Genomic DNA, 15,503 nt, shown 5'->3' on the forward strand with positions numbered 1-15,503 from the left:
TCAGACCTCAGTCTGACGCCCGATGAGTGGGCCGATTACTTCTCGATCCAGGCGTCGCGGAAACCGTCGTTCACGCCGATGCCGGTCGTGACCAGGTTCTTGACGTTGCAGCGCGTGATGGTCGGGAATTGCAGTTCGAGCATCCACGCGACCGGCACGTCCTCAACGAGAATCTTCTGTGCCTTGGCGTAGATCTCCCCGCGCGCCGCGTCGGGGAAGGCGACCGCGCCGTCGGCGAACAGCTTGTCGATATCAGGGTTCGAATAGCCTTCGACGTTGTTGAAGGGCGAGCCCTTGGCGATCTGGCTGGAGACATAATTGCGGCCGACGCCGAGCGCGGGATCGCCATACTGGTAGAGATAGGTAAAGGCGATGTCGTAGTCCCACTCGCTGACTTTTTGATTCCAGCCGGGGACGTCGGTTGCGACCATCTCGACGTTGATCCCGACGTCCTGCAGGTTCTGGCGAACCATTTCGGCCCAGCGCTGCCACGTCTCACCATAGGGCAGCGGCAGCAAGCGGATCTTCTCGCCGTTGTAGCCGGCTTCCTTGAGGAGAGCCTTTGCCTTGGCCGGATCGTAGTCGTATTTCGGTACCGCGCCGGTGTAGTACTTGATCGCGGAGCCCGACGGGCCGGTCGCGACCTTGCCGAGGCCGTTCCAGACCACGTCCTTGGCCATGTTGCGATCAATCGCAAACATCAGCGCCTGACGGAATTTCTTGTTCGCGGTTGGCCCAGAGCGGTTGTTGAGCCAGAGCCAGGAATGCGGGCTGAAGAATTCCCAACCGGCACCGGTGACGCAGGTGTTCTTGAGCTTGCTCACGCGCGGCACGTCGAAATTTTCTATCGAGCCGCCCGGCAGCACGTCGACCTTGCCGGTCTCATAAGCGACCGAACGCGCGGCGGCATCTGGAATCACGTGCCAATAGATTTCGTCGATATTGGGCTTGCCCTTGACGTGGTAGTTCGGATTCTTGACCAGGCGGATGAACGAGCCCTTCTGCCATTCCTTGAACATGTAGGGCCCGGTGCCGACAGGGGTGTTGTTGGCCGGGTTGGTCTTGAAATCGGTGCCTTCGTAGATGTGCTTCGGAATCATCGGCAGCGAGCCGACCTCGAAGATGCCGATGAAGGGGCCGAACGGCTGCTTCAGCGTGAAGACCACCGTCGATTCATCCGGCGCCTCGACCTTGTCGAGCTGCACCAGATTGCCACGCGCGCGTGCGTGGGTCTGCTTGAGGAAATCGATCGAGAACAGGACGTCTGCTGATGTGAACGGCTTGCCATCGTGCCAGGTCGCGCCCTTCACGAGTTTGAACGTGTAGACCTTGCCGTCCTCGCTGACCGTCCAGCTGTCGGCGAGGCCGGGCAGGGGATCCAGCTTGGGGCTGTAGCGCAGCAGGCCTTCATAGATGTTGCCGGCGACCATCTGCGTCGGACCGTTCTGGACCAGGCCCACCATCAGGCTCGGCGGCTCCGGTTGAATCACGGCATTGACGACGCCGCCTGCCTTCGGCCCCTCGGCCACTGCCGCGGTGCTCAGCATGCAAAGCACGGCAACGCTCATCAATATCTTACGCTTGGACATTACTTACCTCGCTCAAAAGGGCTGGCCGGCGCGCTACCGGGCGTTACGTTTGTCAGTTGGCAAAATCGGGATCGGTCCGTTCAAGCATGCGCTTGAAGGCGGCCCATTCGCTGTCGGGCACGCCATTGGTTTCGATCGCGTCGTAGAAATTGGCGTATTGGCCGGCCGTCTTGCGGGCGACGGCATCCGAAAGCGGGATAATCTCGGCGCCGGACGACTGCACGGCGAGCTGGGCGCGGCAGGAGCGTTCAAGATTGTGCATCAGCTTGAAGGCTTCGGCGACGGAACGTCCGCAGGTCAGCATGCCGTGGTTGCGCAACACCATCACGAACTTGTCGCCGAGATCGGCGACAAGGCGCGAACGCTCGTCGAGATCGAGCGCGATGCCTTCGTAGTCGTGATAGGCGAGGCAGCCGGTGAACTGCAGCGACCATTGATTGAGTGGCAACAGGCCCTGCTTCTGGCAGGCGATGGCGATGCCCGCAACCGTATGCGTGTGCAGGACGCAAATCGCGTCATGCCGCGCGGCATGGATCGCACTGTGAATCGTAAAGCCTGCCGGATTGATGCCGAGGCCCATGGGATCGTCGATGACGTTTCCGTCGAGGTCGACCGTCACCAGGTTGGACGCCGTGACTTCCTCGAAGCGCAGGCCGTAGGGGTTGATGAGAAAGCGGTCCTGCCGGCCCGGAAGCCGGACGGAGATGTGGGTGTAGATGCTGTCATCAAGCCCGAGCCGGTGAATCAGCCGGTAGGCGGCCGCGAGGTCGATCCGGATTTGGAGAGTCTGGTCTGCCGCCGCTGGCCATGCCTTTGCGGTGTTTGGAGCTGCACTTGTCATTTTCGCCTTTGCCCACATTCAACGTTTTCAGCTTGCGTGCGACGGGACACTAGGGCAAGATTAAACTGTCGACAATCGACGATTAAAAAATATACACAGACTGACGCGGGTTTAGCCGATGCGACCTATGTCTCTTCCCGTCGGATTACCGGCACTTACCGACAGCGATCTGGTCGGCCAGGTCGCCCGCATCCTCACGCAGGCGGTCGTTCAGGGCCGTCTGCCGCCGGGTTCCAAAGTGGTGGAAGCGGGGATTGCCCGCGAATTAGGCATCAGCCGGGCGCCGGTGCGGGAAGCGGCGCGGCTATTGGAGAAGCAGGGGCTGCTGGTGGCGAAGCCGCGCCGCGGCTTTTTCGTGCGCAAGCTCGAAATCCGAAACATCGACGAGATCTATGATCTGCGGCTTTGCATCGAACGTCACGCCAGTGTGCTGGCCTCACGAAATCTCACGGCCGAAGCGCGCGACGCGCTCAGGCGACAACTCGATATTCTGCACAAGACCGCCGATCTCGACGATCCCGCGCGACAGGTGGAAGAAGACTATCGCTTTCATCGGCTGATCTTCGAAATCGCCGATAACCGGCGCCTGCTGCGGCTGTTCGATGATCTCGCGGCCGAGCTGCGCATGGTCATCGGGCTGATCGGCCGCCTGTACGACGATCCGCATGAGATCGCGCGGACGCACGAGCCGCTGCTTGCGGCGATCGAAGCCGGGCACCCCGAACGCATCACCGCACATGTCGATCACCATATCGGTCACGCCTGGCGCGAGGTCGGCAGGCTGGTGCGGGAGCTGACGCCTCCGAGCGCCGATGCGGGCGCGGCGCCAGGCGGAATTCTATTGCCCACCAACGGAGTACCCGCGTGAAGGCCGTCTACACCGAACTGCACCGCAGCCACGATCCGCAATTCTTCCTGGTGCGCGGCGTTATCAAGCGCACCACCGAGCAGCCCGAACGCGCCGATCGTTTGCTGGCAGGGTTGAAAGCCGGCAAGCACGATCTGGTCGCGCCGACCATTTTCGGTCAGGGTCCGCGGTCGCGGGTCCACAGCCCCGAATACCTTCGCTTCCTGGAGGAGGCGTGGGACGCTTGGTCGGCCCTTGGCGATGCAGGTCCCGAAATGATCGCCAACATGCATCCGGTGCGTTACGCCGCCACATACCCGACCCACATCGTCGGTCGCCTCGGCTGGCACACCATCGATACCTCGTGCCCGATCGGTCCCGGCACCTGGGCTGCCGCCTGTGCCGCGACCGATGTCGCTGCCACGGCTGCCCAGCTTGTCATGGACGGTGAGGACGCAACCTACGCTCTTTGCCGGCCGCCCGGTCATCATGCCTACCGCGATCTCGCGAGCGGATTCTGCTTTCTCAACAACAGCGCAGTGGCGGCGGCTCAACTTAAGCTGAAGCATGAGCGCGTCGCTATTCTCGATGTCGATGTCCACCACGGCAACGGCACGCAGGGCATCTTCTACGAACGGCCCGACGTGCTCACCGTTTCGATCCATGCCGATCCGACTTTCTTCAATCCGTTCGTGTGGGGATACGCCCATGAACGCGGCGCCGGTCCCGGCCTCGGCGCCAATCTGAACATTCCATTGCCGAAGGGCACGGGGGATGACGACTACATAAAGGCGATTGGTGAAGCGGAAAAAACCATCCGCGCGTTTGCACCCGGCGCGCTCGTGGTGGCGCTCGGTCTCGATGCCTCGGAGCACGATCCGCTCGCCGGCCTAGCGGTGACGACGGCCGGCTTCCGGCGAATTGGTGCTGCAATCGCCCGATTGGGCTTTCCGACCGTTTTCGTTCAGGAGGGCGGCTATCTCTCCGATATTCTCGGCGCGAATCTCACCGCTGCGCTCGGTGGTTTCGAGGAGGCGCGTTAGCTCGCACACTCGTGCTCTCGCCTGCTCGCGGGTGTGGCACGATGTCCTGTTGGCCGATCTCGACATTGGCCATGGGTCGATCTACGCTTCGGGCGCGATGCAAAGAAAAAAGATCCCGATGCTTTATGCGTTGTGGGCTCTGCTGGCTCCGCTCTGGAGCAATTTCCGGGAGCGGAAGGCTGCGCAACGCGATGCGGCCGACGTCCCTGCTTCGCCGTTCCTCATCTTCAGCGCCGTCGTTCTTTTCTCGATCCTGTCGATCCTCATGATCGATCTGCACCGCGATGAACTGCGAGCGCTCGGTCTTGTCGGTGGAGCAGAGCGGATCAATCCGGTCTTCATGAGCCCGTGAGTTACTCGCGCGGCTACTCGATGACGATGCGCGGCGGCGGCCGGTGCGCTGCGCCGGTGACGATCGTGGTCCAGATCTCACGCGCAATGCTCACATAATGCCTCGCGTGGATGCCGTCGGGGTCGACGGCGACGATCGGACGGCCGTCGTCGGAGGTCTGGCGGATCTGCATGTCGAGCGGGATTTCGCCGAGATAGGGAATGCCGCGGCTTTCGGCCTCGGTCCGCGCGCCGCCGTGACCGAAGATCGGCGTGACGTGGTTGCAGGTCGGGCAGCAGAAGCTCGACATGTTTTCGATCAGGCCCAGGATCGGAATGCTCACCTTCTGAAACATCGCAATCCCGCGCCGCGCGTCGATCAGGGCGAGGTCCTGCGGCGTCGAGACGATGATTGCGCCGTCGAGCGGCACCTGTTGCGCCATGGTGAGCTGCGCATCGCCGGTGCCGGGCGGCAGATCGACGACCAGGATATCGAGATCGCCCCATGCCACTTCGCGCAGCATCTGCGTGATGGCGGAGATGACCATCGGCCCACGCCAGATCATGGCGTTGTCTTCCTCGACCAGAAAGCCGATCGACATCACCTTGACGCCGAAACGCTCCATCGGCTCCAGCATGCGCGGGCCGAGCTGCCGCGGCTTGCCGCGCAGTCCGAACAGTTTTTGTTGCGACGGCCCGTAGATGTCGGCATCGAGAATGCCGGTCTTCAGTCCGAGCGCGGCGAAGCCGAGCGCGAGGTTGCAGGAGGTGGTGGATTTGCCGACGCCGCCCTTGCCGGAGGCAACGGCAATGATGTGCTTGACGCCGGGAATGCCGGCGGCTCTTGAGGTCGCGCGAGCCTTGAGATCTGGAGGAGAAGCGGACACGGACTGCTCACGATCCAAGCGGATCGTCCTTCTTTACATTGCGCGCGCGCAGATAATCCTCTGTCGACATGACCGGCGGGCGTTGCGGCGCCGCATGCGGATCGAAACTTTCGTTCACCACCGCTTCGACGCGGCAATCTGCGCACATCTTGATGACGTCGAGGCGTTTGGCATTGGCGCCCTGGAACATCCAGTGCTTCTCACCGAGCTTTGCAAGCACGCGGTCGATCGAGCTCTTGGTGCCGAAGGGTTTGCCGCAGGCGATGCAGTTAAACGGCTCTTCCTCCTTCAGCACACGCTGCGGCGTGTTCCAGGCCTGGAAGTCGAGACGCGGTTCGATGCTGATGACCTTCTCGGGGCAGGTGGATTCGCAAAGCCCGCACTGTACGCAGAGGCTCTCAGTGAAGCGCAGCATCGCGCGATCGGGATTGTCTGAAAGCGCACCCGTTGGACAGGCGGTGACGCAGGCATGGCACAGCGTGCAGCCTTCGACATTCAGGTTCACGGTGCCGAAGGCGGCGCCCGGCGCCAGCGGCACGACGTCGACCGGGGTGGGAGCGGCGAGATGAAGCTCGCGAAACGTCGTCTCGAGCACGCCGCGTTTCGCGCCCCGCGGCACGAAGCCGGCGGGCTTTTGTGTTGCGACGCCACGAGGGGCGGCATCCAGCATGGCGCGCAACTGGTCCGGATCATCGGTCTCGATGATCTGAATGATGCCGGCGCCGAAACCCAGCGCGCTAACGACGCGATCCGCGGTTTCGACCGCGCGGCGGAGCGCCGTGATGTCGTGGCGGGGCTTGGCGCGCGTGAGCAGCGCGACGCCGCTGCCGCCATACGCAAAGACGGACGCGAGGAGTTCGGGGCCGAGCTGCGTTACTTCGTTGACGCGCAGCGGCAGCACATTGGCCGGCAAGCCGTCGCCGAACCGCGCCAGAGCATCGATGATTTCCTCGCCGTGCTCGCCGTCGTGAAACAATACCACGGCGTCGCTTCCGCCGGCCTTGCGGTAGGTCTGCAGCAGCGTCCGCAGTCGCCGCATCAGGGCGTCCGCGCTTGGCAGCGCATAGGAGGCCGCGCCGGTCGGACATACGGAAGCGCAGGAACCACAGCCGGCGCAGACATCGGCGTCGATCGCAACGGCGTTCCCGTTCGGCGTGATTGCACCGGTCGGACACAGGTCGAGACAGCGCGTGCATCCGGTGATGGAAGAGCGCGAATGCGCGCAGAGCGACGGCTCGAAATTGACAAAGCGCGGCTTGTCGAAGGTGCCAACGAGCGCGCCGGCATCCGCAATCGCCCGCTCGACGGCCGCCTTGTCGCGCGGATCGGCGCGCAGATAACCGGGGCGCAGTTCATGCGCGGGAAACAGCGGCATGCCGCCCGAGAGATCGAGGATCAGATCACAGGTGGAAGTGGCGCCGTTGCGCGAAGGCCCGAACACGAGTTTCGCGCGCGAGGAGGGGGAGGGCAGCGCGTAATCGTCGATCGCAAGCTCGAACTGCCCGAGATGTCCGCGCGCATTGCGGATCGTGCCCTTGAGAACCGGAAATTCGTTTGTGCGGCGTGGTGTCACGTCACCGGGCCTGGTCAGCAGCACGGTGATGTCCAACCGATCGGCGAGACGCTGTGCGGCCTCGATGGCAATCTCGTCGCGGCCGTAGATCAATGCAACGCCGTTGCTCTCGAGCGTGACCAGCGAGATCGGCGGCATGTCTTCGCCTGCTGCGGCAATCAGCGCCGCGGCTTTTGGTCCCGCCGCCGCGGCGTCCTTCGACCAGCCACCGGTCTCGCGGATGTTGACGAAGGTAAGCTCGGCTTGCGGCGAATTCTCCGCGACTTCCCGAAACAGCGGCGCTTCCTGGGTGCAGGCAACCGTGATCGGCGAGCCTTCGGCGAGCGCCTCCTTGAAGCGGTCGAGGTCGAGGCCGCAAAGCTGGTTCGCCTGGCCGATCCTGGCCGTGCAGCCACGACCGATCGCTTCCGCGTCGAGCGGCATGGTCTTCTCGCAACTGCAAATTAGGAGGCGAGACGTCGCCGCACTCATTTTGAAATACCTTGAACCCGATGCACCCACGCGGGCGGTTGCTTCATCCCACGGTTCTGCGGTAACCGCTCGGGCGGATATCTGCAAGACACAATGGCCGCTCGCGCCGCCGGCTTGCGCGGGATAGCATACACCCGCAGGCTTTGAAGCAATGAGGGAATAGTTCTTCGTGATCGCTCGTCTCGGGGATACGGAACAGACGCTCGATCTGCCCCCCGGTTATACTTTGGTCGCGTTGCGCGAGCTCGGCGATGCCTTCACGCATGGCTGCGAGATCGCGGCGGAGGCGGGTGCCGGGACACTCGTGTGGGTGCGCCGTTATGACTTGGTCGAGTTCGCGGTGGTACTTGAACCCGACGAGCCGCTCAAGTCAGCGCGAAGGGCATTCTTTGCCGGCATGAATGCGCTGGCCGATGCGATTGCCGCCCATTGTCCGCCGGAGCGGGAAGTCACGTTCGACTGGCCTGATGCGATCCGTTTCGATGCGGGATTGCTCGGCGGGGGGCGGCTCGGCTGGCCGGCCGAATGCACCGAAGACGACATACCTGAATGGCTCGTTTTCGGCGTGATCCTGCGCGCTGCCGCCATGGCGCATGTCCCCGAGGTGCAGGCGGCCTCGGGCGTCTCCTTGCTGAGCGAAGGTTTCGAGATGGTCGATACCGATGCGATCATCGAGAGCTTCAGCCGCCACCTCATGACCGCCTTTGACCGATGGAAAGAGCGCGGCTTCGAGGCGATCGCGCGGGACTATCTGGAACGGCTTCCCAAGCGCAAGGCCGGCGAGCGCCGGGGCATCGATGTCAACGGCGATCTTCTGGTCAGCATGCCTGCCAGCGGCGGAGCGCCGGAACGGAGCAGTCTTCTGGATGCGCTTGGACGCGCTGCTTGGTATGATCCGCAGGCGCGCGGTCCGAAATTCGGATGAGGCGGATATGCTGAAATTTCCGCGAACCATCAGGCTGGACCCGTCGGATACGTTCGTCTTCGAGCGGGCAGCCGAACCCGGGGAATGGGCGGTTTCCGGCGCGTTCGTGTTCTGGAACCGGGATCCGGCCGCGCTCGACCAGAAGCAGCGCGTGGCGCTGCGTTCGGGCTTTCTCGGGATCGACAGTTTGGGATGGTCGACCCTTGCCATCGTCACCGAAGCCACCGAAACGGAGCGGTCGGCGATGATCGAGCGGCTTGCAGGGCAGTTGATGGAGAAATTCGGGGCGCCTGACGCGGAGGCCGCGCGCCTTGCCGCCGAGGAGGAGATCGCGTTCGCAAGCTCGCTGTGCGAGCATCCGCCGCAGACACTGCTTGCCGTTCAGCGCAGCGTCGAAAACGGCGAAATCCGCGAACGCTTTCGTACCCTGAAGCCGCGCCCGGGTGCCACAGATGCCGACCGGTTGCACGCCCATGCCAGCGCCTTTACCTTTCATGAAGTCGAAGGCGACGTTGAACCCCAGGAAGAGGTCGATCTTCTCGGGCTGATCAGGACCGATGCCAGAACAACGGATCGTACATGAGAGAATTCTGGGTCGCCTCGGGCCATCACCTCACGCGCCGCGCCGATCACGGCGGGCTGGTGGCGACGCCTGAACTCATCATGGCCTATCTGGCGCGGCCGGAATTGATGCCGCCGGCGGATGCCTGCGAGGCCGAGCGCGATCTGCATGCGAGCCTAATGGCCGATCCGCTACGCCCGGTGTCGGGCGCGGACATCGCCCGGCTTGCCGATGCCGACGCACGTGAAAACTGGTCCTTCATGATGAACTTCCGCGACCGGCTGATGGCGGCGCCGTCGCTCGAGGCGGTTTATGTCGCGCTGGCCCGCAAAGGAGCGGGAGACCTGCCGCCGATCTTTCTGTCGCAACTGTGCCACCTGATCCTGCGCAACGCACTCGAAGGCTGCGACGACCCTTATATATTGCGCGCGGCGGAGCTGTTCTATCGCAGCCAACTGGCGGCCGTTCACGACGGCACGCTGCTGCTGGCCGATGCGGAGGTGATCGAGGCAGAGCAGCATGCCCAGCATGACCTGCATTCATCGCCGCTCACGGCCATGCTGCAGCAGCCGAAGACCTTCGGCGAGATGGACGTGATGGACGACGAAAACGCCTGGACCTACTGGTCGCGATCGGACGCGCACGCGATGGTCATGAATCTCGGCGGCAATGCAAAGGCGCGCGCCGGGCTGTGCCGGGTCATCGAGCGCTGGATTGGCCATCTGCTCGGCGTTACCGTCAGTGTCGAAACCATCGCCTCGATCGAGGATCGCGACTGGCGCTGGTTCATAGGCCTCGACAGCGACGCAACGCGGATCGGCAATGCGCTGTGGCACGGCGAGCGGTTGGACGGCGGCGTCGCCGAGCGCATCGTGGCTTTGATGCGGCTGACCATCGAAGATACGCGGCTGGTGGATGAGCGGGTCGGCAACAAGCCGGTCTACCTCATCCTCGCCATGGGCGCGGACAAGGTGGTGCGATTAAAGCCGCAAAATCTGGTCGCGGGGTTGCCGTTGGCCGCGACTGCGAATGTTACATGATCCACCGAAGAGAGGATCGGGAATGGCAATGACTGAAGCATCCCGCGAGGTTGGCGTGGTGGTGCGACGCCGTTCGATCGACAATCCCTGGATCGACCAGTTGTGGTCGCCGGCGATGATTCTGGATGAGGTGCCGTCAACGGCGCCGTGGACCGTGCTGTCCACCGAGGCCGATACGACGACCTATTACGCGGGCTCGGCCAGCATCGATCTCTTCAGCGCGGAAACGGCCAATTATCGCGACAATCTTGCCGACGGCGAGCCGCGGATCTGGGTCGCGTTGCGGCGCCAGGACGGCGGCGCCGAACTTGAGCTGACAAAGGTCACTGCTGACCCGACCGAAGGGGAGGCGATGTTCGAAAGCGGCTGCGACGTGATCGGTACCGTGCCGATGCCGCCGGAGATCGCGTCATGGATTGCAGCCTTTGTCGATCGATTCCATGTCGAGCGCGTGTTCCACAAACGCCAGCGGGATCGCGCGAGCGGCGATCGGCCGCGCGTGCCGGGCGGCCGGCCGGATGAGGGAACGGGACGCCGATGAGTGGTCCGGACGAAACCGAAGGGGATAAGGGCTTTCTGGCGCGATGGTCGCAGCGCAAGCAGGAGGCAAAACAGCCGGAGCCGATGCCGGACGCGCCGGCTGGCGAAAGCGTCGAATCGCCAGGATCGCCCGCACTGCAAGGCGAAGAAGTCACGCCGGAATTCGATCTCTCGACCTTGCCAAAGCTCGAGGAACTGACTGCTAGCACCGACATCACCGCATTTCTTCGCAAAGGCGTTCCCGAGCATTTGCGGAATGCGGCCTTGCAAAAATCCTGGGCGCTGGATCCCGCGATCCGCAGTTACGTCAATCCCGCGCTCGAATACGCCTATGACTGGAACACGCCGGGCGGAGTTCCCGGCGGCGGCGAACTCGGCGCAGGCGTCGATGTGGCGCGGCTGGTGTCGCAGATCATGGGCGAACCCGCAGCCAAAACGACAAGTTCCGACGCGAAGTCCGGAGATGAGGCGGCAGGTTCCCCGACAGGGCCGACCGAACGGGAGCTGTCGGCGGAACCGCAGGAAGATCACCCGGTGCAGTCTTTCAGACGGTCCGGGGAACCGGCGGCGGAGACGGAAGTGAAGGCCGATGGTGATGCCAGCGAACGCGCGCCGGTCGAAAAAACCCAGCCGGCGCAGTCTGTTGCGCCGCAGCAACCACTGCGACGTCATGGCACCGCGAAACCGATTGTTTAGACAAAAGTTTTTGCGGACATAGCCAAAGGCTATGTTAGAGATTCCCCAGCTTGGAATAATTCCAGTTCTAAGTTTGTTTGCCCGGGGACACGGGCGGCGGGCGCGAGTGGGCGGGGAGAAATCGGTAGCACCATGCGTGATGCCGGACTGGAACTAGCTATCAAAGCAGCGGGTGGCGTCGGATCGCTGGCACGGGGGATCGGCATTGCGCAGCCCTCGGTTTCGGCGTGGTCGCGCATTCCCGCCGAGCGGGTTCTGGCCGTCGAGGCGCTGACGCAGGTGAATCGTTTTGTTCTTCGTCCCGATCTGTACGGGCCATCCGAGGATCAGGTGACATCGAAGCCCGAAATTGACGAGATCGATCAACTGCGTGCCGCGGAATACGGCCTGTTGTCGTTGTTGCTCGGCAAGGCGCCTGAGGCCGAAACACTCAAGCGTGTGGCCATGCTGAAGGGCGATGGTTCCGAACTCGGCATGGCGCATATCGAACTCGCAGCGGCAGCCGCGGCGACCGATGATCGCGCCGTCAGCAAGGAGTTCTTCGATCTCTTCATCGGTCTCGGCCGCGGCGAACTGTTGCCCTATGCCTCTTACTATCTGACCGGCTTTCTTCACGAGCGTCCGCTCGCGCGGGTGCGCGAAGATTTGCGCGGGCTCGGGATCGAGCGCGCGGGCACGTCGCGCGAGCCGGAAGATCACATCGCGATTCTGCTCGAGGTCATGGCTGGCCTCGCACGCAACGACTTCGAGGCTGAGTTCGCCGAACAGGCGCGTTTTTTCGAACGGCATCTCAAGCCGTGGGCGGCGCGGATGTTCGTTGATCTGGAAATGTCGCCATCGGCGCGCTTCTACCGCGCCGTCGGTCGCGCCGGCCGTGTCTTCATCGAATTGGAATCCGAGGCCTTCACGCTGTCCGAGTGACGGCGAAAGGCAAGAACTATGAAGGAGATCGCAATGAGCAAACCATCTGACAGCAAGGGCAAGTCACGGGCCACAGGGGTGGATCGGCGCAGCCTGTTTCTGATGGGCGGTTCGGCGGTCGCTGCAGCAGCCGTTGTGCCGCTCACTGGCGGCGAGGCGGCGGCGGACGAGTCGCAGGCCGAGCGCGTCAAGGCGCGCTACAAGGAAACCGATCACGTCAAGAATTTCTATCGCGTCAACCGCTATTGATGGGACCACGCACATGTTGATGAAGCGAAGAGACGGATCCGCGGGCAGGGTGCGTTTGCAGGGTATCGCTGCCGGCCTCGCGTCGGGAGTTCTCGATCGCCGCACGTTCCTGCGGCGGTCCGGTCTGGCGGCCGGTGCCGGCGCCGCGATCGGCCTGATGCCGCTCGGCTCGGTGCGCAAGGCGCAGGCCGGTCCTGAGAAGGTCGGCGCACCGACCGAAATCAAAAAGAACATCTGCACGCATTGCTCGGTCGGCTGCACCGTGATCGCCGAAGTGCAGAACGGCGTCTGGGTCGGCCAGGAGCCGGCGTGGGACAGCCCGATCAATCGCGGCTCGCATTGCGCCAAGGGCGCGGCCGTGCGCGAACTCGTCCACGGCGACCGCCGGCTGAAATATCCGATGAAGCTGGTCAACGGCGAGTGGCAGAAGATCTCGTGGGACGTGGCCATCAACGAGATTGGCGACAAGATGATGGAGATTCGCGCCAAGTCGGGCGCCGATTCCGTCTATCTGCTCGGCTCCGCGAAATTCTCCAATGAAGGCGGCTATCTGTTCCGCAAGTTCGCGGCATTCTGGGGCACCAACTCGATCGACCACCAGGCCCGCATCTGTCATTCGACCACTGTCGCCGGCGTCGCCAATACCTGGGGCTACGGCGCGATGACGAATTCCTACAATGACATGCGCAACTCGAAGACCGTCGTCTTCATGGGATCGAACGCCGCCGAGGCGCACCCGGTTTCGTTGCAGCACATCCTCTCGGGCAAGGAGCTCAACCGAGCCAACGTGTTCGTGCTCGACCCGCGCTTCACCCGCACCGCGGCGCATGCCACCGAATATGTCCGGTTCCGCGGCGGCACCGACATTGCGGTGATCTGGGGCATGCTGCACCACATCTTCAACAATGGCTGGGAAGACAAGGAATTCATCAAGCAACGCGTCTACGGCATGGACCAGATCCGCGCCGAAGTCGCGAAGTGGACGCCGGAAGAGGTCGAACGCGTTACCGGGATTCCCGGCGAGCAGTTGAAGAAGGTCGCCGAGACGTTTGCCAAGCAGAAGCCATCGGCCTTTGTCTGGTGCATGGGCGGCACCCAGCACACCGTCGGCACCGCCAACGTCCGCGCCTATTGCAACCTGCTGCTGGCAACCGGCAATGTCGGTACCTTCGGTGGCGGCGCCAACATCTTCCGCGGCCACTGCAACGTGCAGGGCGCGACCGATATCGGCCTCGATATCGTGACGCTGCCGCTCTATTACGGCCTGGTCGAAGGCGCCTGGAAGCATTGGGCGCGCGTCTGGGAAGTCGAATACGATTATCTGCAGTCGCGTTTCGACGAAGTGCCGGCGAAGGCGGGCCGTCCGGCGCGCACCCGCAAGCAGAACATGGAGCTGCCGGGCATCCCGTGGACCCGCTGGTTCGATGCGACGCTGGCCAACCCTGACGACGTCGACCAGCGCGATGTCGTGAAGGGCGTGGTCATCATGGGGCATGGCGGCAACACCGTGCCGCGCATGACGGAGATGGTGAAGGGCCTCGAAAAGCTCGAACTGCTCGTCGTCGCCGATCCGCATCCGACGACGTTCGCCGCGATCTCCGAGCGCAAGAACGGCACGTATCTGCTGCCGGCCTGCACCCAGTTCGAGACCTCGGGCTCGCGCACGGCCTCCAACCGCTCGCTGCAGTGGGGCGAGCAGATCGTCAAGCCGATCTTCGAATCGAAGGACGATTACGAGATCATCTATCGGCTGTCGGAGAAGCTCGGCTTCGCCGACAAGATGTTCAAGAACATCAAGGTCGAGAACAAGCAGCCGTCGCCGGAAGACCTGCTGCGGGAAATCAACCGTGGCGGCTTCTCGACCGGCTATTCCGGCCAGTCGCCGGAGCGGTTGAAAGCGCATATGAAGAACCAGGGCAAATTCGACCTGGTGACCTTGCGCGCCAAGGCGGACGAGCCCGAAATCGGCGGCGACTATTACGGCCTGCCATGGCCGTGCTGGGGCACGCCGCAGATCAAGCATCCGGGCACCCACACGCTCTACAACACCAACCTTCACGCCAAGGACGGCGGCGGTACGTTCCGCGCGCGCTTCGGCGTGGTCTACGAAGAGAAGCAGCCGGACGGCTCGGTGAAGAACGTCAACCTTTTGGCCGAGGGCTCCTACAGCAAGGGCTCGGAGCTGACCGACGGCTATCCCGAGTTCACTTACGGCGTGCTCAAGAAGCTCGGCTGGGACAAGGACCTCACCGCGGACGAGCTTGCCACCATCAACAAGATCGGCGGCAACAATCCCGATGGCGTCGGCTGGGCGGTTGACCTGTCGGGCGGAATCATCCGCGTCACGCTGGAGCATGGCGTGATGGCGTATGGCAACGGCAAGGCCCGCGCGGTGGCGTGGAATCTGCCCGATCCCGTGCCGGTGCATCGCGAGCCGATCTATACGGCGCGTCCCGATCTCGTCGCGAAATACCCGACGCGTCCGGACGGGCGTCAGTTCCGTATGGCCAATCTTGGCTTCTCCGTTCAGAAGGCGGCGGTAGACAAGGGGCTTGCCAAGCAATTCCCGATCATCCTGACCTCGGGACGCCTCGTGGAATACGAAGGCGGCGGCGAAGAAACCCGGTCGAACAAATGGCTCGCCGAATTGCAGCAGGACATGTTCGTCGAGGTCAACACGTCGGATGCCGCCGAACGCGGCATCAAGGACGGCGGTTGGGTCTGGGTGTTCGGTCCGGAAAACGGCTCGAAGGCCCGCGTCAAGGCGCTCGTCACCGACCGTGTCGGCAAGGGCGTGGCATTCATGCCATTCCACTTCTCCGGCTGGTTCCAGGGCGTCGACCAACGCGGCAAATATCCGAAGGGCAGTGACCCGATCGTGCTGGGCGAAAGCGTCAACACGATCACGTCCTACGGCTACGATCCGGTCACCGGCATGCACGAGGGCAAAGTGACCCTGTGCCAGATCCAATCGGCGTGAGAGGAGAAT

Annotated in this window: 14 protein-coding genes and 1 pseudogene; 11 read left to right on the top strand and 4 right to left on the bottom strand. The window is 63.3% G+C overall.

Features of this window, described 5'->3' with window-relative positions; genetic code table 11:
* Window positions 1-35 precede the first annotated feature (35 nt).
* On the bottom strand, window positions 36-1,589 hold the full coding sequence (locus KIP88_RS04990) for an ABC transporter substrate-binding protein (protein ID WP_214486755.1): 1,554 nt from the start codon (window positions 1,587-1,589) through the stop codon (window positions 36-38).
* A gap of 52 nt (window positions 1,590-1,641) precedes the next feature.
* A complete protein-coding gene (locus tag KIP88_RS04995) occupies window positions 1,642-2,430 on the bottom strand; it encodes a class II aldolase/adducin family protein (RefSeq protein WP_214486756.1) in 789 nt (262 codons plus the stop codon).
* Between the two features lie 127 nt (window positions 2,431-2,557).
* Here KIP88_RS04995 and KIP88_RS05000 point away from each other — a divergent pair, with 127 nt between their 5' ends.
* Genes KIP88_RS05000 through KIP88_RS05010 form a run of 3 tightly spaced genes read left to right on the top strand, consistent with a single transcriptional unit; the run spans window position 2,558 to window position 4,672 of the window.
* Window positions 2,558-3,298: a GntR family transcriptional regulator gene (locus tag KIP88_RS05000; RefSeq protein ID WP_249790535.1), complete on the top strand. Its 741-nt coding sequence runs from the start codon at window positions 2,558-2,560 to the stop codon at window positions 3,296-3,298.
* On the top strand, window positions 3,295-4,320 hold the full coding sequence (locus tag KIP88_RS05005) for a histone deacetylase family protein (RefSeq protein WP_214486758.1): 1,026 nt from the start codon (window positions 3,295-3,297) through the stop codon (window positions 4,318-4,320). Before KIP88_RS05000 ends, KIP88_RS05005 begins: the two co-directional genes overlap by 4 nt.
* Window positions 4,321-4,369: 49 nt before the next feature.
* A complete protein-coding gene (locus KIP88_RS05010; protein ID WP_249790536.1) occupies window positions 4,370-4,672 on the top strand; it encodes a hypothetical protein in 303 nt (100 codons plus the stop codon).
* Between the two features lie 13 nt (window positions 4,673-4,685).
* On the opposite strand, the pseudogene KIP88_RS05015 reads toward KIP88_RS05010, so the two are convergent.
* Together KIP88_RS05015 and KIP88_RS05020 are read right to left on the bottom strand one after the other, a co-directional pair.
* Window positions 4,686-5,483: pseudogene (locus KIP88_RS05015) on the bottom strand (Mrp/NBP35 family ATP-binding protein); the annotation flags it as partial.
* 61 nt (window positions 5,484-5,544) lie between these two features.
* Entirely contained in the window at window positions 5,545-7,581 is a 2,037-nt protein-coding gene (locus KIP88_RS05020; protein ID WP_214486760.1) for a 4Fe-4S binding protein, read from the bottom strand.
* 169 nt (window positions 7,582-7,750) lie between these two features.
* Between KIP88_RS05020 and KIP88_RS05025 the strand changes: the two genes are divergently transcribed.
* From KIP88_RS05025 to KIP88_RS05060, 8 genes are all read left to right on the top strand, one after another.
* Window positions 7,751-8,506 (top strand): biotin/lipoate--protein ligase family protein, encoded by a 756-nt coding sequence (locus KIP88_RS05025; RefSeq protein WP_308163236.1) that lies wholly within the window; start codon window positions 7,751-7,753, stop codon window positions 8,504-8,506.
* 7 nt (window positions 8,507-8,513) lie between these two features.
* On the top strand, window positions 8,514-9,089 hold the full coding sequence (locus tag KIP88_RS05030; RefSeq protein ID WP_214486761.1) for a DUF6505 family protein: 576 nt from the start codon (window positions 8,514-8,516) through the stop codon (window positions 9,087-9,089).
* Window positions 9,086-10,108: a DUF6352 family protein gene (locus tag KIP88_RS05035; protein ID WP_214486762.1), complete on the top strand. Its 1,023-nt coding sequence runs from the start codon at window positions 9,086-9,088 to the stop codon at window positions 10,106-10,108. Before KIP88_RS05030 ends, KIP88_RS05035 begins: the two co-directional genes overlap by 4 nt.
* Before the next feature lie 28 nt (window positions 10,109-10,136).
* Window positions 10,137-10,649, top strand: coding sequence for a DUF3305 domain-containing protein (locus tag KIP88_RS05040; RefSeq protein WP_214486763.1), 513 nt, complete (start codon window positions 10,137-10,139; stop codon window positions 10,647-10,649).
* On the top strand, window positions 10,646-11,344 hold the full coding sequence (locus tag KIP88_RS05045) for a DUF3306 domain-containing protein (RefSeq protein WP_214486764.1): 699 nt from the start codon (window positions 10,646-10,648) through the stop codon (window positions 11,342-11,344). Before KIP88_RS05040 ends, KIP88_RS05045 begins: the two co-directional genes overlap by 4 nt.
* 132 nt (window positions 11,345-11,476) lie before the next feature.
* Complete coding sequence (locus KIP88_RS05050) at window positions 11,477-12,265, top strand: molecular chaperone TorD family protein (RefSeq protein ID WP_214486765.1); 789 nt, start codon at window positions 11,477-11,479, stop codon at window positions 12,263-12,265.
* A 33-nt stretch (window positions 12,266-12,298) separates the two neighbouring features.
* On the top strand, window positions 12,299-12,514 hold the full coding sequence (locus tag KIP88_RS05055; protein WP_161853182.1) for a hypothetical protein: 216 nt from the start codon (window positions 12,299-12,301) through the stop codon (window positions 12,512-12,514).
* 13 nt (window positions 12,515-12,527) lie between these two features.
* Window positions 12,528-15,494 (top strand): formate dehydrogenase subunit alpha, encoded by a 2,967-nt coding sequence (locus tag KIP88_RS05060; RefSeq protein WP_214486766.1) that lies wholly within the window; start codon window positions 12,528-12,530, stop codon window positions 15,492-15,494.
* Window positions 15,495-15,503: the final 9 nt, after the last annotated feature.

Origin of the sequence: Bradyrhizobium sp. SRL28, from assembly GCF_018596315.1 — a bacterium.
In the GTDB taxonomy this organism is placed as follows: domain Bacteria; phylum Pseudomonadota; class Alphaproteobacteria; order Rhizobiales; family Xanthobacteraceae; genus Bradyrhizobium.

Bases quoted from the DNA above. Each gene is read 5' to 3' on its own strand.
- KIP88_RS05000 (WP_249790535.1), top strand. From the start codon at position 2,558: ATGTCTCTTCCCGTCGGATTACCGGCACTTACCGACAGCGATCTGGTC.
- KIP88_RS04990 (WP_214486755.1), bottom strand. From the start codon at position 1,589: ATGTCCAAGCGTAAGATATTGATGAGCGTTGCCGTGCTTTGCATGCTG.
- KIP88_RS05055 (WP_161853182.1), top strand. From the start codon at position 12,299: ATGAGCAAACCATCTGACAGCAAGGGCAAGTCACGGGCCACAGGGGTG.
- KIP88_RS05060 (WP_214486766.1), top strand. From the start codon at position 12,528: ATGTTGATGAAGCGAAGAGACGGATCCGCGGGCAGGGTGCGTTTGCAG.
- KIP88_RS05030 (WP_214486761.1), top strand. From the start codon at position 8,514: ATGCTGAAATTTCCGCGAACCATCAGGCTGGACCCGTCGGATACGTTC.
- KIP88_RS05050 (WP_214486765.1), top strand. From the start codon at position 11,477: ATGCGTGATGCCGGACTGGAACTAGCTATCAAAGCAGCGGGTGGCGTC.
- KIP88_RS05035 (WP_214486762.1), top strand. From the start codon at position 9,086: ATGAGAGAATTCTGGGTCGCCTCGGGCCATCACCTCACGCGCCGCGCC.
- KIP88_RS04995 (WP_214486756.1), bottom strand. From the start codon at position 2,430: ATGACAAGTGCAGCTCCAAACACCGCAAAGGCATGGCCAGCGGCGGCA.
- KIP88_RS05040 (WP_214486763.1), top strand. From the start codon at position 10,137: ATGACTGAAGCATCCCGCGAGGTTGGCGTGGTGGTGCGACGCCGTTCG.
- KIP88_RS05020 (WP_214486760.1), bottom strand. From the start codon at position 7,581: ATGAGTGCGGCGACGTCTCGCCTCCTAATTTGCAGTTGCGAGAAGACC.
- KIP88_RS05045 (WP_214486764.1), top strand. From the start codon at position 10,646: ATGAGTGGTCCGGACGAAACCGAAGGGGATAAGGGCTTTCTGGCGCGA.